Annotated in this window: 19 protein-coding genes and 1 riboswitch; of the genes, 6 read left to right on the forward strand and 13 right to left on the reverse strand. The window is 61.1% G+C overall.

The features are described 5' to 3' along the window. Nucleotides 1–63: 63 nt before the first annotated feature. Together rhlE and ASF13_RS13775 are read right to left on the reverse strand one after the other, a co-directional pair. Entirely contained in the window at nucleotides 64–1,536 is a 1,473-nt protein-coding gene (gene rhlE, locus ASF13_RS13770; protein WP_056237103.1) for an ATP-dependent RNA helicase RhlE, read from the reverse strand. A 414-nt stretch (nucleotides 1,537–1,950) separates the two neighbouring features. Then, nucleotides 1,951–2,340, reverse strand: a complete 390-nt coding sequence (locus tag ASF13_RS13775; protein WP_056237105.1) for a YbhQ family protein — start codon at nucleotides 2,338–2,340, stop codon at nucleotides 1,951–1,953. Nucleotides 2,341–2,524: 184 nt separating this feature from the next. Here ASF13_RS13775 and ASF13_RS13780 point away from each other — a divergent pair, with 184 nt between their 5' ends. The 3 genes from ASF13_RS13780 to ASF13_RS13790 are packed head-to-tail and all read left to right on the forward strand — an operon-like array spanning nucleotide 2,525 to nucleotide 5,480. Continuing rightward, nucleotides 2,525–3,283, forward strand: a complete 759-nt coding sequence (locus tag ASF13_RS13780; RefSeq protein ID WP_056237107.1) for an endonuclease/exonuclease/phosphatase family protein — start codon at nucleotides 2,525–2,527, stop codon at nucleotides 3,281–3,283. Then, nucleotides 3,280–4,524: a cardiolipin synthase ClsB gene (gene clsB, locus ASF13_RS13785; RefSeq protein ID WP_056237108.1), complete on the forward strand. Its 1,245-nt coding sequence runs from the start codon at nucleotides 3,280–3,282 to the stop codon at nucleotides 4,522–4,524. Before ASF13_RS13780 ends, clsB begins: the two co-directional genes overlap by 4 nt. After that, the gene (locus ASF13_RS13790; RefSeq protein WP_056237110.1) at nucleotides 4,524–5,480 is read left to right on the forward strand and encodes a lysylphosphatidylglycerol synthase domain-containing protein; all 957 of its coding nucleotides are present in this window, start codon (nucleotides 4,524–4,526) and stop codon (nucleotides 5,478–5,480) included. Before clsB ends, ASF13_RS13790 begins: the two co-directional genes overlap by 1 nt. Before the next feature lie 350 nt (nucleotides 5,481–5,830). Here the strand turns inward: ASF13_RS13790 and ASF13_RS13795 are convergent, their stop codons facing one another. Further along, nucleotides 5,831–6,541, reverse strand: a complete 711-nt coding sequence (locus ASF13_RS13795; RefSeq protein WP_056237111.1) for a Bax inhibitor-1/YccA family protein — start codon at nucleotides 6,539–6,541, stop codon at nucleotides 5,831–5,833. 245 nt (nucleotides 6,542–6,786) lie between these two features. On the opposite strand from ASF13_RS13795, the gene ASF13_RS13800 reads away from it, so the two are divergent. Continuing rightward, on the forward strand, nucleotides 6,787–8,730 hold the full coding sequence (locus tag ASF13_RS13800) for a methyl-accepting chemotaxis protein (protein ID WP_056237112.1): 1,944 nt from the start codon (nucleotides 6,787–6,789) through the stop codon (nucleotides 8,728–8,730). A 560-nt stretch (nucleotides 8,731–9,290) separates the two neighbouring features. On the opposite strand, the gene ASF13_RS13805 is transcribed toward ASF13_RS13800, so the two are convergent. The 9 genes from ASF13_RS13805 to moaA all read right to left on the reverse strand — a co-directional run bounded on the left by ASF13_RS13805 (nucleotide 9,291) and on the right by moaA (nucleotide 14,536). Further along, entirely contained in the window at nucleotides 9,291–9,554 is a 264-nt protein-coding gene (locus ASF13_RS13805) for a ketopantoate reductase family protein (protein ID WP_235515004.1), read from the reverse strand. Then, nucleotides 9,529–9,867 (reverse strand): ketopantoate reductase family protein, encoded by a 339-nt coding sequence (locus ASF13_RS13810; RefSeq protein WP_056237117.1) that lies wholly within the window; start codon nucleotides 9,865–9,867, stop codon nucleotides 9,529–9,531. Before ASF13_RS13810 ends, ASF13_RS13805 begins: the two co-directional genes overlap by 26 nt. Nucleotides 9,868–10,433: 566 nt before the next feature. Continuing rightward, nucleotides 10,434–11,525, reverse strand: coding sequence for a DUF1615 domain-containing protein (locus tag ASF13_RS13815; protein WP_056237118.1), 1,092 nt, complete (start codon nucleotides 11,523–11,525; stop codon nucleotides 10,434–10,436). Between the two features lie 168 nt (nucleotides 11,526–11,693). Next, nucleotides 11,694–11,843 carry a hypothetical protein gene (locus ASF13_RS24380; RefSeq protein WP_156365594.1) on the reverse strand — a complete coding sequence of 50 codons (150 nt, stop codon included), beginning with the start codon at nucleotides 11,841–11,843 and terminating at the stop codon, nucleotides 11,694–11,696. After that, on the reverse strand, nucleotides 11,844–12,299 hold the full coding sequence (moaE, locus tag ASF13_RS13820; protein ID WP_056237120.1) for a molybdopterin synthase catalytic subunit MoaE: 456 nt from the start codon (nucleotides 12,297–12,299) through the stop codon (nucleotides 11,844–11,846). It abuts the gene before it with no gap. Nucleotide 12,300: 1 nt separating this feature from the next. Continuing rightward, the gene (gene moaD / locus ASF13_RS13825) at nucleotides 12,301–12,546 is read right to left on the reverse strand and encodes a molybdopterin synthase sulfur carrier subunit (protein ID WP_056237122.1); all 246 of its coding nucleotides are present in this window, start codon (nucleotides 12,544–12,546) and stop codon (nucleotides 12,301–12,303) included. Next, entirely contained in the window at nucleotides 12,539–13,024 is a 486-nt protein-coding gene (moaC, locus tag ASF13_RS13830) for a cyclic pyranopterin monophosphate synthase MoaC (protein ID WP_056237124.1), read from the reverse strand. The genes moaD and moaC overlap by 8 nt, the downstream gene beginning before the upstream one ends. Continuing rightward, nucleotides 13,025–13,540 carry a molybdenum cofactor biosynthesis protein B gene (gene moaB, locus ASF13_RS13835; protein ID WP_056237125.1) on the reverse strand — a complete coding sequence of 172 codons (516 nt, stop codon included), beginning with the start codon at nucleotides 13,538–13,540 and terminating at the stop codon, nucleotides 13,025–13,027. It lies immediately after the preceding gene. Between the two features lie 9 nt (nucleotides 13,541–13,549). Continuing rightward, nucleotides 13,550–14,536, reverse strand: a complete 987-nt coding sequence (gene moaA, locus ASF13_RS13840; RefSeq protein ID WP_056237127.1) for a GTP 3',8-cyclase MoaA — start codon at nucleotides 14,534–14,536, stop codon at nucleotides 13,550–13,552. Next, a riboswitch (molybdenum cofactor riboswitch) is annotated at nucleotides 14,526–14,661 on the reverse strand. (Overlaps the previous gene by 11 nt.) Before the next feature lie 163 nt (nucleotides 14,662–14,824). Between moaA and yvcK the strand changes: the two genes are divergently transcribed. Beyond that, nucleotides 14,825–15,742, forward strand: a complete 918-nt coding sequence (yvcK, locus tag ASF13_RS13845) for a uridine diphosphate-N-acetylglucosamine-binding protein YvcK (protein ID WP_056237129.1) — start codon at nucleotides 14,825–14,827, stop codon at nucleotides 15,740–15,742. 183 nt (nucleotides 15,743–15,925) lie between these two features. Here yvcK and uvrB read toward each other — a convergent pair whose 3' ends face one another. Beyond that, nucleotides 15,926–17,950, reverse strand: coding sequence for an excinuclease ABC subunit UvrB (gene uvrB, locus ASF13_RS13850; RefSeq protein WP_056237131.1), 2,025 nt, complete (start codon nucleotides 17,948–17,950; stop codon nucleotides 15,926–15,928). A gap of 881 nt (nucleotides 17,951–18,831) precedes the next feature. Between uvrB and ASF13_RS13855 the strand changes: the two genes are divergently transcribed. Then, nucleotides 18,832–19,548: an ABC transporter ATP-binding protein gene (locus ASF13_RS13855; protein ID WP_056237132.1), complete on the forward strand. Its 717-nt coding sequence runs from the start codon at nucleotides 18,832–18,834 to the stop codon at nucleotides 19,546–19,548. Nucleotides 19,549–19,677: the final 129 nt, after the last annotated feature.

Raw genomic sequence — 19,677 nt, forward strand, 5'->3', positions numbered from 1 at the left:
GGCTCCCCCCCATATTAACAGACCGCCGCAGCGCCCCGGGAGGGGCGCGCTCACGGCGCCTGCTTAGCCGTTGTTCGAGGAGTTACCACGACGCTGGCGGGTCTGGTTGACGCGCGGTGCACCGCTGCCGCCTTCAGAACGACCGCCGCGTGCGGCAGCGGAACCGTTACCGGCGTTGCCGCCGTTACCCTGACGACGCTCGCCGCTGGCCTGACGACGCTCACCGCCGTTACCGGTACCGGCAGCAGCGCTGTTGCCACCGCGGTTACCGCTGCGCTCGCCGCCGCCGTTACCGCGGCCCTGGCCCTGACCGCGACCACGTCCACCGCCACCACCGCCGCCTGCGCCACCGCGCTGCTGCTGACGGCCGTTAACGATCGGCTCGGCTTTGATGCTTGGGTCCGGCTCGAAGCCTTCCAGCGCCATACGCGGCACTTCACGCTTCAGCACGCGTTCGATGTCGCGCAGCAGCTTGTGCTCGTCCACGCAGACCAGCGACAGCGCTTCACCGACGGCGGCCGCACGGCCGGTACGGCCAATACGGTGCACGTAATCTTCCGGCACGTTTGGCAGCTCAAAGTTGACCACGTGCGGCAGCTCTTCGATATCGATACCACGGGCAGCGATGTCGGTTGCTACCAGCACGCGAATGCCGCCGGATTTAAAGTCGCTCAGCGCACGGGTACGCGCGCCCTGGCTCTTGTTACCGTGGATCGCCGCGGCGGTGATGCCGTCTTTGTTCAGCTGCTCGGCCAGGTGGTTAGCACCGTGCTTGGTACGGGTGAACACCAGCACCTGCTGCCAGTTGCCCTTGCCGATCATCAGCGACAGCAGTTCCCGCTTGCGCTTCTTGTCGACGAAGTGAACGTGCTGCGTCACCTGCTCGGAGGCGGTGTTGCGGCGAGCCACTTCCACCTGCTCAGGGTTGTGCAGCAGTTTTTCCGCCAGCCCTTTGATCTCATCAGAGAAGGTGGCGGAGAACAGCAGGTTCTGACGTTTGGCCGGCAGCTTGGCCAGCACGCGACGGATATCGTGGATAAAGCCCATATCCAGCATGCGGTCCGCTTCGTCCAGCACCAGGATCTCAACCTTAGACAGGTCCAGCGCGTTCTGATGTTCCAGATCCAGCAGACGGCCCGGGGTCGCGACCAGCACGTCAACGCCGCTGCGCAGCTTCATCATCTGTGGGTTGATGCTGACGCCACCAAACACCACCAGCGAACGCAGGTCGAGGTACTTGCTGTAGTCGTGAACGTTTTCAGCAACCTGCGCTGCCAGCTCGCGGGTTGGGGTTAAAATCAGCGCACGTACCGGGCGACGGCCTTTCGGGTGCGGGTTGCTGCTGCTCAGGCGCTGCAGCAGTGGCAGGGTGAAACCGGCGGTTTTACCGGTACCGGTCTGGGCGCTGGCCATCAGGTCGCGGCCGGCCAGTACCACTGGAATGGCCTGGCGCTGGATTGGCGTAGGCTCGTTATAGCCCTGTTCGGCAACAGCGCGCAGAATATCGGCATTAAGGCCGAGAGAATCAAATGACATAAAGTTGACTGACTCCGGATCCGCCCTGACCGCGTCGCGGTGTAGTTTCCAGGGGGAGAGTTGACGCCAGGCGGTGCCTGACGCTTGAATGAGAGCACAAACCACGGTGCGTAAGCGGCGGATTATAACAGATCCGTACCGGTTACTGGGAGTTATTATTCGGCTTCTTAGCTGAAAATGCGTTACCGGGCATGACAGCGCCTGCAGTCAGATGGCCGCCGATGGTAGCAACACAAGGCTGTGACACCCGCATGCAGGGGGGGGCAAATCGAGTAAAAGGCGGGGCGTGCGGCAAAAAGGGTGCGTCAGTGCGGTGTAAACAGCGTGTGTAGAGTTAAAGGCAGCGCCGGGATCGTGCAGAAGGTGGGGAACAGAGTGCAAAAAACAGCGGGCCACCGAAGTGGCCCGTCAGCATTAGCGTGAACGCTGGCGCGAACGCGTGGGCTCTTTCGCCAGTAGCGAAACGATCGCCGGCCCGGTCAGCATTAACACCCCCACCGCACCCAGCAACAGGTTGTTGTGGATAACCTTAGACAGCAGCACCAGCACCAGCATGGCCGCGCCGAAGTAGTAGGTGGTGGTCACATCCTCAAGGAAATCGCCAATGCGGCGCAGGCGCGGTAAGCGCTGGGTCAGCAGCATGGCGGCAAACACGCTGGCGTACAGCGCCAGTAAAATCATGCTTACCTGCAGCAACATCTTATGCTGCCATCCCCACACCAGCGCGGCAATCAGCAGCAGGTGCAGTGCGATATGTACACAGTTTTGTCCGGTGACAATCTGAATACGGTTAGACCATTTCATGTATTTCTCCTGGCATCGCACCGACCGGGACCGGCCGGGCGAGTTACCGACGTCAGCCGGTAACGATTTTCTCAGACTAACTCAACTTTCAGACAATGCCTTAAAAAAACGCCGTTCTCAGCACTCTTTTGTGACAAAGACTACACTTTATTGTTCATGAATTGAAAGGGAGAGCGTCATTAGTATGTCACAAAACGGCCAGCGATTGTCGTTTAACGTTCTGACGATCAATACCCATATGGGATTTACCGCGCTGAACAGGCGCTTTATTTTGCCCGAGCTGCGCGAAGCGGTGAGGGCCACCGGGGCGGATATTGTGTTATTGCAGGAGGTGATGGGCAGCCATGAGCTGCACGCGTTGCAGGTGGCGAACTGGCCGGAGGCTCCGCACTATGAGTATCTGGCGGATAGCCTGTGGGGCAACTACGCTTACGGTCGTAATGCCGTCTATCCGCAGGGGCACCACGGCAATGCGGTGTTGTCGCGCCTGCCTATCGCCGCCCATGAGAACGTGGATATTTCGGTTGCCGGCACCGAGAAGCGCGGCGTTCTGCACTGCCAGATCCCGATACCGGGGGGTGAGACCCTGCACGTGATGTGCGTGCATCTTGGCCTGCGTGAAGCGCATCGCCAGGCGCAGCTGCGGCAGATTAGCCAGCGGGTTAACGCCCTGCCCGCCGGCGCGCCGGTGGTGGTGGCCGGGGACTTTAACGACTGGCGGCAGCGGGCCAACGGACCGTTGCTGCGCGAAGCCGGGCTGGAAGAGGTCTTCAGCCGTAAAAACGGCCGCCCGGCACGCACCTTCCCGGCGCGTTTTCCGCTGCTGCGCCTCGACCGCATTTACGTACGTAACGTCGGCATCAGCCATCCGCAAACCCTTCCCCTGCGGCCATGGTCGCATCTGTCCGATCATGCACCGCTGGCAGTGGAAATCCATCTATGAATCTGACCTGGCGTGACGGCAACCGCATCCGGTTGCTTGAGAATGGCGAAGAATTTTTCCCGCGCGTGTTTGGCGCGATCCGCCGGGCGCAGCATACGCTGCTGCTGGAAACCTTTATCCTGTTTAACGACGAGGTCGGCAACGCGCTGCACGCGGAGCTGCTGGCGGCGGCAAAGCGCGGGGTAAAAATTGAGGTGATGGTCGACGGCTACGGCTCCCCCGACCTGCCGGACGAGTTTGTTCACAGCCTGACCTCGGAGGGGGTGCGCTTTCTCTACTACGATCCGCGCCCGCCGCTGTTCGGCATGCGCACCAATATCTTCCGCCGCCTGCACCGCAAAATCGTGGTGGCGGACGGCAGCATCGCCTTTGTCGGCGGCATCAACTTCTCGGCGGAGCACAATATCAGCTTCGGCCCGCAGTCGAAGCAGGACTACGCGGTGGAGGTGAAAGGCCCGATAGTCGATGATATCGCCGCCTTCGTGCGCGAGCAGATGGGCAGCCGCCAGCAGAGTTCACGCTGGTGGGGGCACCGCGCCCACCGTCCGGCCAGAAACGCCACGCCGGGCGACGCGCAGGCGCTGCTGGTGTGGCGCGATAACGACGCGCACCGTGACGATATTGAGCAGCATTACATGGAGATGCTTAGCTGCGCCCGCCAGGACGTGATCATCGCCAACGCCTACTTCTTTCCCGGCTACCGCCTGCTGCGCGAGATGAAACGTGCCGCGCAGCGCGGGGTGCGCGTGCGGCTGATCGTGCAGGGCGAGCCGGATATGCCGATCGTAAAGGTCGGCGCCGAGCTGCTCTACAACTATCTGGTGGAAGGCGGCGTGGAGGTGCACGAGTACTGTCGCCGTCCGCTGCACGCGAAAATCGCGGTGAAGGACGGCCAGTGGGCCACCGTTGGCTCCAGCAACCTCGATCCGCTCAGCCTGTCGCTGAACCTGGAAGCCAACCTGATCATTCACGATCGCGAATTTAACCGCCAGCTTCGCGACAATCTTGAGCATCTTTTGCAGCAGGACTGTAAACAGGTGCAAGAGAGCCAGCTGCCGCCAAAGAGCTGGGTGCAGCTGACGAAAAGCGTGGTGGTATTCCACTTCCTGCGCTATTTCCCGGCGATTGCCGGCTGGCTGCCCGCACATACCCCAAAGCTGTCGCAGGTGCCACCGCCGGTGCAGCCGGAGATGGAGACCCAGGATCGGGTCGCGACCGATAATCAAGAGGTGAAGCCCTGATGGCCAAACGACCTAAGCGCTTTGCGCGACTGAAGCAGGTGCTCACCTGGCTGTTTTTTATCGCCGTGGCGGTGTTGCTGGTGCTGTATGCCGGCAAGCTGGACTGGGCGGAGGTGTGGCAGAACCTGGTCAGCTATAACCGGGTGGCGATCGCCTCGGCGCTGGCGCTGACCCTGGTCAGCTATCTGACCTACGGGGTTTACGATCTGATTAGCCGCGCCTACTGCGGCCATAAGCTGGCTAAGCGCCAGGTGATGCTGGTGTCGTTTGTCTGTTACGCCTTTAACCTGACGCTGAGCACCTGGGTAGGCGGCGTGGCGATGCGCTACCGGCTCTATTCCCGGCTCGGGCTGAGCGGCAGCACCATTACGCGCATCTTTTCGCTGAGCATCGCTACCAACTGGCTGGGCTACGTGCTGCTGGCGGGGATCGTGTTCAGCGCCGGCTGGGTAAGCGTGCCGTCCGGCTGGTATATCGGCAGCGGCACGCTGCGGGCTATCGGCATCGGGCTGCTGGCCTTTGTGCTGTTCTATCTGGGGCTGTGCGCGTTTTCACGCCGCCGCCGCTGGACGGTGCGCGGGCAGAAGCTGGCGCTGCCTTCGCTGCGGATGGCGCTGTTACAGTTTGCGGTTTCCACCGCCAACTGGCTGGTGATGGGCGGGATTATCTGGCTGCTGCTGTTGCAGAAGGTGGATTATCCGCAGGTGCTGGGGGTGCTGTTAATCAGCAGCATTGCCGGGGTGATTATCCATATTCCGGCCGGGATCGGCGTGCTGGAGGCGGTGTTTCTGGCGCTGCTGCGCGGTGAGCATCTGACCCACGGGGCGATTATCGCCGCGCTGCTGGCCTACCGGCTGATTTACTTTATTCTGCCGCTGCTGGTGGCGCTGGTGCTCTATCTGTGGCTCGAGGGGCGGGCTAAGGCGCTGCGCAGGAAGAATCTGGCGGCGGAGTAGCGTTGCCTGCGGGCCGATCGCTTTGGGGGCCGGGGCGTGGCTTTCGGACCGGATCGCTTTCAATACCGGTGCCTGGCTTATCGGGGCGTTCCGGAACGCGGACACGCCGCAAGCCATCCATGGAGGCTTGGCATCGCCCATCCATGGGCTCTGACAGTCCGCTTATCCGGATCGCCCCGATTGCCTGTTAGCTGTTGAGTTGCTGTAAGACGGCTCGTGCATGGCATCAATCATTCCCCCCTCAAATGATGAGAAAGGGCCATTTTAGTGCGATATCACGTAACAGTGACAAACAGGAAGGTTGCGGGCGATAAAGGTAAATGGGGCGCTGAATCAGCGCCCCATTTGCTTTAGCGGCGGTTGCCGAAGATGCGCAGCAGCATCAGGAACAGGTTGATAAAGTCGAGGTAGAGGGTCAGCGCGCCCATGATCGAGAAACGGCGCAGGTTCTCTTTGTCGTCAACGTTGATGCCTTCGCCGATGTTTTTCAGCTTCTGGGTGTCGTAAGCGGTCAGGCCGACGAACACCACCACGCCGATATAGGTCACGGCCCACATCAGCGCGGTGCTTTTCAGCCACATATTGACCAGCGAGGCCAGTACGATACCGATCAGCGCCATAAACAGCATGCTGCCCATGCCGCTGAGGTCGCGTTTGGTGGTGTAACCCCACAGGCTCATTGCGCCAAACATGCCGCCGGTGACCACAAAGGTGCTGGCGATCGAGGAGTAGGTGTAGACGAGGAAGATGCTGGCCATGGTCAGGCCGGTCAGCGCCGAGTAGAGCATAAACAGCGCGGTGGCCGCCGCCCCGCTGAGCTTCTGCACCCACATCGACAGTACGATCACCAGCCCCAGCTGCACGATGATCAGGCCGAAGAAGGTGATGCGGTTAGCAAACACCAGCTCCATCACCGCCGGCGTGTTGGCGGCAAACCACGAGACAAACGCGGTGAGCAGCAGGCCACAGGTCATCCAGCCGTAAACCTGCGCCATGTAGGTCGACAGGCCGCTGCTGGCACGTTGTACGATGGTATCCGTGGAACGCGGATATCGGTCCATGATGCTCCCCTTATGAATAGTTGAATAGGCATGATTACTCGCCTAAGCCTGGCATATTCCACCCGGTTAGCGCCAGTTGCGCAGCGTACTGTTTTGCGCTGATTGAGCAATGGTTGTGTTTGTTCACCTTTTGCAACCTGGGCGGATAAAGATTGATCTGATTTAGCCGATAGATCGTACACAAGGGATTTCGCCTACTAACGGAATGTCCGTGCACACAGCTTATTAAATCGGGGAAATGCCAGATGCCGCAGTCGAGTCAGAAAAAGAAAATGAGCACCCGCACGCTGATGCTGATTACCGGAGTGATCACCATCACCCTCGGCTTCAGCATCACCATCGGCCTGCTGAGCTGGCAGTCCGGCCAGCAGCAGAGAAAGCTGGCAGAGGATTATCTTGGGCAGATCGCCCAGAGCCAGGCGCAGGCGGTAGAGAACGAACTGGATTACGCGCGCACCGTGGCGCGCGACGTTGGGCAGAGCATGGTGGCCCTGCCGGCGGCGGGTATCACCGATCGTGCGGTCGGCGATAAGCTGCTGACCTACGCGCTGAAGCAGAATCCAAACTATATGTCGATCTCGATCACCTTCGAGGAGAACGCCTTCGACGGCCGGGATGCGGAATTCGCCGCCCAGCCCGATCCGGCCCCTGGCGGGCGCTACGCGCGGTTTGTCGACCGCGATGCGGGCGGCAATTATAACCTGCACCACCTGACCTCGATCTTCACACCGGGCCAGGGCGATTACTATATTCTGCCGAAAAAAGCCCAGCGCGATATGCTGATCGAACCTTACAGCTATGCCTATAACGGCGTTCCTACGCTGCTGACGTCGGTTGCGGCGGTGATCGTTGACGACGGCAGGCTGAAGGCGGTGGCGACCTCCGATATCTCCCTTGCCTCTCTGCAGGAGCGGGTAAGCAAAATCACCCCGTGGGAAGGCACCGGCTATGCGCTGCTGATCTCCCACGGCGGCCGGGTCGTCTCCAGCCCGAATAAAGAGCAGGCCGGTAAGGCTTACGACGGGCAGACCGACGGTTACAGCAACCAGATCGTGCAGCATTTCGATCCGGTGCTCGGCGAAGAGGTGCTGCAGACCTGGCGTCCGGTGAATATCGGCAACAGTACCACGCCGTGGTATCTCGGCGTGGTGGCCCCGGTGGATAAGGTGATGGCGGCGGCTAACCGTCAGTTGACCCAGGCGCTGATCCTGATGGTGCTGAGCATCATCATCGTCTGCGCGGTGCTGGGGGTGATCTTTACCCGCAAGATCGTGAAGCCAATCGGCGGTGAAGCACGCCAGGCCGCGGATATCGCGCTGCTGGTCGCCGACGGCGATCTGCGTTCAGAGATCCCGGTCAAAGCCAACGATCGTCAGAGTATTTTCTTCGCCATGCACACCATGCAGCAGCAGCTGCGCGCGATCGTGGCGGAGATCGGTGCCGCCAGCGACTCGGTGCGTCAGGGGGCGGAAGAGATCGCCAGCGGCAACCTCGATCTGGCTTCCCGCACCGAGCAGCAGGCCGCCGCGCTGGAGCAGACCGCCGCCAGTATGGAGCAGCTGACCGCGACGGTGAAGCACAACGCCGATAACGCTCATCAGGCCACCGCGCTGACCGATAACGCCACCGATATTGCCCAGCGCGGCGAGCAGCTGGTGCAGCAGGTGGTACATATTATGCAGCAGATCGACGAGAGTTCGCAGCGTATCGGGGCCATTACCAGCATTATTAACGGTATTGCCTTCCAGACCAATATTCTGGCGCTGAACGCGGCGGTGGAAGCGGCGCGCGCCGGTGAGCAGGGTCGCGGCTTTGCGGTGGTGGCCTCTGAGGTACGCAGCCTGGCGCAGCGCAGCGCCGACGCGGTGAAGGATATTTCAGCGCTGATCGCCGAGTCGACGGAGCGCGTCGATCAGGGCGTGACGCTGGTGCAGAGCGCCGGGCAGACCATGCAGGAGATGACGCTGGCGGTGACCTCGGTGAAGACGATTATCGGCGAGATTGTTTCGGCTTCTGACGAGCAGTCGCAGGGCATCGGTCAGGTGACGGTGGCGGTAAATCAGATGGACGGTGCCACCCAGCAGAACTCGGCGCTGGTGCAGCAGATGTCGGCGGCGGCGGCCTCGCTGGAGGAGCAGTCGAAGCAGCTGGCGCACACCGTGCAGCAGTTTAAGCTGGACGCGGCGTAACGGAGTATGGCAGCGGCATCACCCTTATGGCGTCGCTGCCTTTAGTCGCTGCGGGTTCGGGTGCCTGGCTTATCGGAGCGTGGCTTTGGGGCCGGGTCGCTGCGGGTTCCGGTGCCTGGCTTATCGATGTGTGGCTTTGAGGCCGGGTCGCTGCGGGTTCCGGTGCCTGGCTTATCGATGTGTGGCTTTGGGGCCGGGTCGCTGCGGGTTCCGGTGCCTGGCTAATCGATGTGTGGCTTTGGGGCCGGGTCGCTGCGGGTTCGGGTGCCTGGCTTATCGGGGTTTATCCGGATCGCGGACACGCCAGTAACGTCCCTGGGCTCTGCCGGGCGCATCCCTGCGCCCGAAGGTCCGCTAACCCGGATAAACCCCGATTGCCTTTGATCATGGGTGTCGCTGCCTAAAAATCATCTCCCTCTGCTCTGGCATCTGGCATCTGGCATCTGGCATCTGGCATCTGGCATTAACATATTCTGGCTTTCAAGACAGTAAGAGTAGGGACGTCGCCGTAACGCTTTTTTACTGCATTCGTTCGTCAGAGAATTCCATGTTGATTCCGTTCAGGCACTACGCAGGCTTTCCAGCAGCGCCATCGAACGATAAATGGTGGCGTGCACCGGCACGGCGATGCCGGCCTGTGCGGCCAGCCTGCAAATCGTGCCATTCTGGTCTTCCAGTTCGGATTTACGCCCGGCGGCTAAGTCACGCTGCATTGAGGCCGTACTGTCCGGGGTAAAAGCATCAAACTGGGCCATCGCCCACTTCACATCTTCCTCCGTTAGCAGAACACCACATGTCTCAGCAAGCGCTCTGACTTCCAGCATCGCATCCAGCACCAGCTGGCGGGTTGGCGGAAAACTGCGGGTTTTGCCTACCGGCTGCCATATCGCTTACCTGAAACGCTTTCGTCGCCAGGATCACCGCATCCGATTCGCCGATGTCACTGGCCAGGGTACTTACGCCAGCAGGCATGATCTGCCACGGCGGCGCATCACCGCTGCTGACCTGTATCCCCTTTGTTTGTATAACCTCTGCATGACGCTCGCGCACCAGGAAATGCACGCTGTGCCCGGCTCTCTGCAGCACCGCACCGAAATAAGCCCCAACACCGCCCGCCCCTACCACGGTAATTTTCATTACGCCTCCAACTTTTAATTAACATCACACGCAGATGTTCTGTTCAGGAAGCTGCATTTTTCAGCGATGCTGAATAATTCAGTTATGCATTCAATGCCAGTTTTCAGAATAAATAATCAATACAAACCTATACGATAAAAATCAAACCTATCAACAGGATATTAAACCAGCACGTTAAGTAAATAATAAAATTACGACTGACTGATTAATCAATCCTCACAATGTAATTTTACTTACAGGAACGAATAATCAAAATGGTAAGAAGATGACTATTAACAGCAACCCAACGGCTGCCCCAGGCGCCGGAGCATAAAGCCACGCCCAGGCAGCAACGCCAAAGCCAGCAAGGGAGGCCGTTGGCGGACAGGTTAGCCGGGCGTATGCCGCACGGATGCGGCATCCGAGCCCCCATGGAGGGGTTCACGGCGACCCGGCGATCTGCCGCCAACGGGCGACCCAGGCACCGGGCATAAAGCCACGCTCCTTACAGCGCTTGCAATACCAACCCAGGCACCGGGCATAAAGCCACGCCCCAGGCAGCAACGCCAAAGCGCGTAACGGAGTCCTTAATTCCTTTTCAGGCACGCCTCGTAGCGCCCGTTCACCCGCTGGGCGAACCAGGCGGTGGTCAGGTTGCGGGTGATTTTCGGGCTTTCCAGCTTAATGCCGGGCAGCACCTCGCGCGGCAGTCGCTTACCGGCGTCTTTGTCGGCCAGCGCAAAGACCGCCTGCCACAGATCGCTTTTCTCAAAGTCCGCGCTGTCACCCCTTTCCAGCGCCCGGCGGATCGCCCGGTCGCTGTAGTCCAGGCGTTTGCCCAGCGTGCGCAGCGCTTTCTCGGTCGCCCCGGCGTTGTCTGAAGCGTAGTCGATCAGATCGCCGTCCAGCGCCAGCCTGATACCGCTGAGGCGCGACACCGCCGCCTGAAACGCCGCGTTGCGGCTGGCGTACCAGCCGGCGTTAAAGTCGGCGAAGCGGTAGAGCGGCGCGCTGTAGCTGGCCGGGTAGCCGAGCAGGTGCTGGGTGCCGAACCAGATGCCGCCGCGGCGGCTGAACACCTCGCGGCGAATCGAACCGTCAACCGGGTACGGGTAGCCTCTGGCGTGCGCTTCGGCGAAGGCGATGCTCACCTGCATCGGGCCGCCGGTATGGATCGGGTTGAACTTACCGAACAGCTTCTGCCCCATCGGCACCGTATCGATCAGATCGTCAAAAATCGCGCTGAGTTCTTTTTCGCTTTTTACCCGGTCCAGCCGATCGGCGTAGCTTTTGCCGGTGGGGGAGTCGATTTTCAGCGCGGTACGCACGAGGAACGACGGGATATGCAGCTGCCCGGCGCGGCGGTCGATCTCAGCCCAGGCGATTTTCGGCAGCCCCGCCACCGGCGCGTCGGCGTTGAAGTTGGACTCCTGCGCGGTCACCGCGATCACCGCGCAGATATTGCTGGCGGACGGGTCGATACTGAGGCCGTTAAACGCGGCGTACATATCCGTTGACCAGCCCTGACGGTTGCTGACGTTGTCGGGCAGCAGGCGGGCGATCTGCGCCTTTACGTCGGTCGGGCGTGGGGCGGAAGTCTGTTTAGCGGGGTGCTGGCTACAGCCGGCCAGCACCAGCAGGCCGATAACTGAGAAGCGTTGCAAAAAACGGCGGGTCATGGCGTTCCTTCAGGGCGAGGCAAAAATGCGATGAGGCAAGACTAGCCGCTGTGCACGGCAATATCCACTGCCTGTCGGCTTAAAACCTGCCGCAGCGATTTTACATCGTCGCAGCGAAGATTGCAGACCGCCAACGGGGATCGCCCGACGCAGAACCCTGTCTGCGCGTTACGCCAGCACGCGGATAGCGGCTCGCTGCCGCATAATGCCTTGCCTGCTGCCACCGTCGTAGCGCTGCAGTGACGCTTTCCGGCGCTCAGCCGCCTGACGATCGCTGTCGCGTGATGCGATCCAGCGCCCGCCGTTGTGGTGAGGCACTCACGCCTTCCAGCGTTCGGCCGCCTGACGATCGCTGTCGCGTGACTCCACCCAGCGCTCGCCGTCCGGCGTGGCTTCGCGCTTCCAGAACGGCGCGCGGGTTTTCAGCAGGTCCATAATAAATTCTGCGGCGGCAAAGGCCGCACCACGGTGCGCGCCGCTGACGCCGACCAGCACGATCTCATCGCCGGGATACAGCGCGCCGACCCGGTGGATAACCGTCACCCTGTGCAGCGGCCAGCGCTCGCGCGCCTCCTGCACGATCGCCGCCAGCGCCTTTTCGGTCATTCCCGGATAGTGCTCCAGCGTCAGCGCGCTGACGTCGTCGCCAAGATTGTGGTCACGCACCTTGCCGGTAAAGGTGACGATCGCGCCGTCGGCGTGGCTGTCCGCCAGCCAGTCGTACTCCTGCGCCATGCTGAAGGGCTCTGCCCCGACCCGAATACGTGTATCCATCTCAGCCCCCGGTAACCGGCGGGAAGAAGGCCACTTCGTCCCCGACGTTAAGCGGGTGACTGCCGGGAACCAGCGTCTGGTTGACGGCCGCCAGCAGCTTGCCGGACTCCAGCGCCAGCGCCCAGCGGTCGCCACGCGCGGCCAGCGCCGCGCGCAGCGCCTCAACGCTGGGGTAGTCGGCGGCCAGCGTCAGCCGGTCAGTGCCCACCAGCTCGCGCACCTGGGCAAAAAACAGCACGTTAATCATGCGCCACCGCCTGGAAATCACCGGACTTGCCGCCGCTTTTGCTCAGCAGGCGGCACTGCTCGATGCTGATATCTTTCTGCACCGCTTTGCACATGTCGTAAATGGTCAGCGCCGCCACCGAGGCGGCGGTCAGCGCCTCCATCTCAACGCCGGTTTTGCCGGTCAGGCGGCACAGCGTCTCAATCCGTACCCGGTTAAACTGCGGCTGCGCTTCCAGCGTCACCTCCACCTTGCTCAGCATCAGCGGATGGCAGAGTGGGATCAGCTCCCAGGTGCGCTTGGCGGCCTGAATGCCGGCGATGCGGGCGGTGGCGAACACGTCGCCCTTGTGGTGGCTGCCGTCGGTAATCATCTGCAGCGTGGCGGGTGCCATCACCACCAGCGCTTCGGCGCGGGCTTCGCGTACGGTTTCCGCCTTGCCGGAGACGTCAACCATATGGGCTTCGCCGGCGGCGTTAATGTGGGTTAACTGTGACATTCAGAGCTTCTTTACGTGGGAAACGAAGTTACATGGCGCGGTGCGGGCGTCGAGCTGTTCCTGGATAATACGCTCCCAGGCCAGCTGACAGGCGCTGGTGGAGCCGGGGACCGCGAGGATCAGCGTCTGGTTGGCGATGCCGCCCACCGCCCGCGACTGCAGGGTGGATGTGCCGATATCCTCAAACGACACCATGCGGAACAGCTCACCGAAGCCTTCGATTTCGCGATCGAACAGCGGCAGCAGCGCTTCCGGCGTGCTGTTTTTGGCGTTAAAGCCGGTGCCGCCGTTAATCAGCACCACCTGCACGTCGCGGCTGGCGACCCAGCGCGAGACGGCGGCGCGGATCTGATAGCGGTTATCGGCAACGATCAGCCGGTCAACCACCTGATGCCCGGCCTCGCTCAGCGCCTCGCGCAGGTAGATGCCGGAGCTGTCGCTCTCCGCGGTATGTTTATCGGAGACGGTCAGCACCGCCACGTTAAGCGCCACAAATTCGGCTAAACCTTTACCCATAGTGATTCCTTATCCGCCGATAAACGACAGGTTCTGCGTAATGCCGGTGTTGCCCTGATGGAGGAAATGCGTCTGTTTTTTCTGACCAAGGCTGCTGGCGATGCGCGCCTGCAGCGCCTGCTGCTGGTCGTCATCCGCCAGCAGGTCACGCAGCGGCACGCCGCCGTCGCCGAACAGGCACAGGTGCAGGTTGCCGACCGCCGAGACGCGCAGGCGGTTACAGCTGGCACAAAAGTCTTTCTCATACGGCATGATCAGGCCGATTTCGCCCTGATAGTCCGGGTGCTGAAACACCTGCGCCGGGCCGTCGCTGCGCGCGCGCGGCTGGCACACCCAGCCCTGGCGCAGCAGCTGCTCGCGAATTACCTCACCGGAGATATGGTGCCTGCGGAACAGCGCGCCGCCGTCGCCGGTCTCCATCAGCTCGATAAAGCGCAGCTGGATCGGGCGCGTGCGGATCCAGTCAAGGAAGGTGCCGAGGCTGTGGTGATTGACGTCGCGCATCAGCACGGTGTTGACCTTCACCCTGCTGAAGCCGGCGTCGAAGGCGGCATCAATGCCGCGCATCACCTCGTGAAACTTATCCTGGCCGGTGATGGCGTGAAACTGGCGGGCGTCGAGGCTGTCGATGCTGACGTTAAGCGCGGTCAGCCCGGCGTCGCGCCACTGCGCCACGTCGCGCGCAAGACGGTAGCCGTTGGTAGTCACCGCCAGCTGGCGAATGCCCGGGTTCTCGCGCACCGCGGCGATGATATCGGTAAAGTCGCGGCGCATTGAGGGCTCGCCGCCGGTCAGGCGCACCTTTTCGGTGCCCGCGGCGGCAAAGGCACGCGTGACGCGACGGATCTCATCCAGCGTCAGGAAGCTTTTGTTCTGCACGCCCTGCGGCTTGTAACCGTCGGGCAGGCAGTAGGTGCAACGAAAGTTACACACGTCAGTGATCGACAGGCGCAGGTAGTAGAACCTGCGCGCATAGCTGTCAGTAAATTGTGGCACCGTGACACCTTTCCAGATTCGGGAGATGCAGGCATTTCTTTCTGCACCCTGGCAACTCAAGGTTGCGGCCAGGAAACCCTATCCGCGACGGACGTAGGTTTCAGGGCTAAGTGTGACTTACCCATCCGGGTAAGCGCGGGTAAAAAAATTCTAACGTTAATAGCGCCAGCTTTCCAGCACGCTTTTTCGCTATATACTATGATGCACAGCGTATTTTACCGACCGTTTAGCGCCAGATAGCGTAAAATAGAGCTGATAAACACCACAACAACAAGATGAAATCACATAATGCGTAATCGCACCTTAGCCGACCTGGATCGCGTGGTGGCTTTAGGCGGTGGACACGGCCTCGGCCGCGTGATGTCCGCCCTTTCCCCGCTGGGTTCCCGCCTGACCGGCATCGTCACCACCACCGATAACGGCGGCTCCACCGGCCGCATCCGCCGCTCAGAAGGCGGCATCGCCTGGGGAGATATGCGTAACTGTCTGAACCAGCTGATCGCGGAACCCAGCGTCGCCTCAGCGATGTTTGAGTACCGCTTTAACGGCAACGGTGAGCTGGCCGGACACAACCTCGGCAACCTGATGCTGAAAGCGCTGGATCACCTCAGCGTACGCCCGCTGGAGGCGATCAACCTGATCCGCAACCTGCTTAAGGTCGACGCCTTTTTGATTCCGATGTCAGAACAGCCGGTGGATCTGGTGGCGATGAGTCACGAAGGTCACCTGGTCTACGGCGAAACCGAGATCGACCTGATGCCGGAAGCGCCGCAGGAGCTGATGCTGTCACCGCAGGTCAGCGCCACCCGCGAAGCGGTGGTGGCGATTGCCGAAGCGGATCTGATCCTGATTGGCCCCGGCAGTTTCTACACCAGCCTGATGCCGGTGCTGCTGCTGCCGGAGATCGCCCAGGCGCTGCGCCGCACCCCGGCGCATATGGTGTGGATCGGCAACCTTGGCCGCGAACTCAGCCCGGCGGCGGCGGCGCTGAGCGTTAATGACAAGCTGGCGATGATGGAGAGGGCAATTGGCCGGGAGACGATTGATGCGCTGGTGGTCGGGCCAAAGGTGGACTGCAGCGAGGTGACGGATCGGATCGTGATTCAACAGCCGCTGGAAGCCGGCGATATCGCCTATCGCCACGACCGCCAGCTGCTGCGTCAGGCGCTGGAGACGGCGGTACAGTCGCTGGGTGAAAACCACTGACGTTGCGCAGCCTGCCATTCGCGGCAGGCCAGCGGTCAGTCTGACAGCCTGAGGCAACAGATAACTGGACAGTCGGCCTGAGGCGACAGGCAACCAGCCAGCCTGACGAGGCAGATACCCGTTCAGTCGGCCTGAGGCGGCAGCCAGCCTGACGCGGACAGCCGGTGTCCGCCTCAGCCGGCATCAGGACGCGGCGATAAACAGCTCGCGCACCGCGTGCAGCTGGTCGCGCACCGCGGCTGCCTCTTCGAACTCCAGGTTCTGCGCGTGCTGCTGCATCTGCGCTTCCAGCTGATGGATGCGTTTTTGCAGGCCGGCCGGTGACAGGTCGACGTAGGTTGGATCTTCCTCCACCACGCTGCGCCCCTTCATGCTGCGCGGTTTGGCCTTGTTCTTCGCCAGCCCCTGCCCCAGCTCCAGAATATCGGCAATTTTCTTGTTCAGCCCCTGCGGCACGATGCCGTTGTCGGTGTTGAACTGCTCCTGTTTTTCACGGCGGCGTTCGGTTTCGCCAATCGCCCGCGCCATCGACGGGGTGATCTTATCGCCGTAAAGGATCGCCTTCCCGTTGAGGTTACGCGCCGCGCGGCCGATGGTCTGGATCAGCGAACGTTCTGAACGCAGAAAGCCCTCTTTGTCGGCGTCGAGGATCGCCACCAGCGACACCTCCGGCATATCCAGCCCCTCACGCAGCAGGTTAATGCCCACCAGCACGTCAAACTTGCCGAGGCGCAGGTCGCGAATAATCTCCACGCGCTCGACGGTATCGATGTCCGAATGCAGGTAGCGCACCCGCTCACCGTGCTCTTCCAGATATTCGGTGAGGTCTTCGGCCATGCGCTTGGTCAGCACCGTCACCAGCACGCGCTCGTTGATCGCCACCCGCTTGCGGATCTCAGAGAGCAGATCGTCGACCTGGGTGCCCACCGGGCGCACTTCGACCAGCGGGTCGAGCAGGCCGGTCGGACGCACCACCTGATCGACCACGTCACCGCCGGATTTCTCCAGCTCGTAGTTGCCGGGGGTGGCGGAGACGTAGATGGTCTGCGGCGCCAGCGCTTCGAACTCTTCAAACTTCATCGGACGGTTGTCCAGCGCCGACGGCAGGCGGAAGCCGTACTCGACCAGCGTCTCTTTACGCGCCCGGTCGCCGCGATACATGCCGCCAATCTGCGGGATGGTGACGTGGGATTCGTCAATCACCAGCAGGCCGTCGGCGGGCAGATAGTCAAACAGCGTCGGCGGCGCTTCCCCCGGCCCGCGGCCGGAGAGGTAGCGCGAGTAGTTTTCGATGCCCGAGCAGTAGCCCAGCTCGTTCATCATCTCGAGGTCAAACTGGGTGCGCTGGCTGATGCGCTGCTCTTCCAGCAGCTTGTTGCTGGCCAGCAGCACCTGCTTACGATCCGCCAGCTCGACCTTGATCTCCTCCATCGCCTGCAAAATACGTTCGCGCGGGGTGACGTAGTGGGTCTTCGGGTAGATGGTGTAACGCGGGATATCCTGGGTCACCTGGCCGGTCAGCGGGTCGAAGATCGACAGACGCTCCACCTCTTCATCGAACAGCTCTACGCGCAGCGCGTAGTCGTCTGACTCGGCCGGGAAGATGTCAATCACCTCACCGCGCACGCGGAAGGTGCCGCGCTGAAACGCCTGATCGTTGCGGGCGTACTGCAGCTCAGAGAGGCGGCGCAAAATGGCGCGCTGGTCAATGATCATGCCACGGGTCAGGTGCAGCATCATTTTCAGGTAGAGATCCGGATCGCCGAGGCCGTAAATCGCCGACACCGAGGCCACCACGATCACGTCGCGCCGCTCCAGCAGCGCTTTGGTGGCGGAAAGCCGCATCTGTTCGATGTGTTCGTTCACCGAGGCGTCTTTTTCGATAAAGGTGTCCGAGCTCGGCACGTAGGCTTCCGGCTGATAGTAGTCGTAGTAAGAGACGAAATACTCCACCGCGTTGTCCGGGAAAAACTCTTTCATTTCGCCGTACAGCTGCGCGGCCAGCGTCTTGTTCGGCGCCAGCAGCATGGTCGGGCGGTTAAGGTCGGCGATCACGTTGGCCACGGTGAAGGTCTTACCGGAGCCGGTTACGCCCAGCAGCGTCTGGTGCGCCAGGCCGTCTTCCAGCCCCTCTTCCAGCCGGCGAATGGCCTCAGGCTGGTCGCCGGCGGGTTTGAAATCTGAATTGAGTATGAAAACTTTGCTCATTGACGGGCTACCTGATGACGTTGTTCGCGAACCGGCCTCTAATTCTACTCTGCCCTGCCGATTTTGCCAGCAAAAAAGACTGGATAAATTAACAGTGATTTTGCATGATGAAGGGATACGGACGGCAGCGCAAAACGGAGCATCGGCGACGCAAACGTCTGCGTGCTTGCGGCTAAAAGGTTATCCCCAGATATTTTGGATCTTTAACATTTGTCAAGCGCCCTGGCTGAAAACAGTGTGACGGATTGATTGCACGCCACAGGCGGCTTGATTTTAGTTAACGTATTGAAAAAAAACCTTATTGTTTTTAAGCTGGGTTTCGCAGCAATCCGAGCCTAAGCCGCACCCGCTCTCGTCTGCCACAGGTTTTCATCCTCTAATGCACAAGGTTATCCACAGGAATAGTGGATAAGTGTTTGCAGCGCACAGGGCATCGGCTGTGCATAATTCTCCCACTGCCCCCTTAACCACCGCTAAATATTTTTTTTTGCCTTTTTTTCGTCATTTTTAAGCCGACTCAGGCGACAGTTTTGCTCATTAATGCGTCATTCCTACTCGGTGAATATCGCAGGCGATCCACCCAGGGCCGTGACCGCTGCAATTGTGAGCGCTGGCTGCACCACCACCGCTTCATCCCTGGCACCACCACGGTGCAGCACGGCGATTACTGCCGGAAACTGATTAATCCGGCTTACCCGTTACGGACGGCATCACCCGTCATTTTGCGACAGATTAGCCGCAGGCCTTACTTCCTGGCCTGATATTTGCACTATTTCCTGACCGCTTTCCGTCCGCCGGCGTCACTGGCCCGGCGGACGGCCACCACCCGGGGCACAGACGTGCCGGGTGACCCACGAAAACGGTCTGAAGGAGAATGTCTGATGCTCAGTTTACGCTCGGTAAATCAGTTTTACGGTCAGCAGCATATTTTATGGGACGTTGACCTCGATCTGCCTGCGGGCAGCTGCACCGGCGTGATCGGCCGTCCGGGGATGGGCAAAACCACGCTGGTCAACTGCATTATGGGCCATCTGCCGGTGAACAGCGGATCGATGGTCTGGCAGGAGGAGCACGGGCAGCCGCAGGATCTGCTGGGATTGCCCGTCGACCAGCGGGCGCGGCTGGGGATTGGCTACGTGCCGCAGACACGGCCGCTGTTTTCCCAGCTGAGCGTTGAGGAGAACCTGCAGGTCGCCCTGCTGGCGGGGGTAGAAGCGGCGCGCCACCCGGCGATACCGCCGATGGTCTATGACCTGTTTCCGGCCCTGTGGTCGCTGCGCCATACGCGCAGCGGCGAGCTGCCGATTAGCCAGCAGCAGCAGGTGGCGCTGGCACGGGCGCTGGTGCTGATGCCGAAGCTGCTGATCCTCGATGAGCCCACCGGCGGCATGTCGCCGTGGCTGGAGGAGGAGATGGGCAACCTGATCCACCGCCTCAATCACGAATTTGGCATGACCATTCTGCTGCTGGAGCAGCAGCCGTCGTTTATCCGCCGGGTAGCCGACTATTTTCTGCTGCTGCACCGTGGCCGCAACGTCGCTCACGGCCGGGTGGCGCAGCTGGATGACAGCATGATCGATACCTGGCTGACGGTCTGATTCCGTCAGCCGGTAAACCGACACAGGCCGGCGATGCTGGCTGGCCCAGCGTAAGGCTAGCGGACGCTGTGGATGCGGCTCTGCGGTCCGTGGGCTGCGTTCAACATGACGCGGCAGGTTAAGCGCTGT

The sequence above is a fragment of the Erwinia sp. Leaf53 genome, from assembly GCF_001422605.1.
GTDB lineage: Bacteria > Pseudomonadota > Gammaproteobacteria > Enterobacterales > Enterobacteriaceae > Erwinia.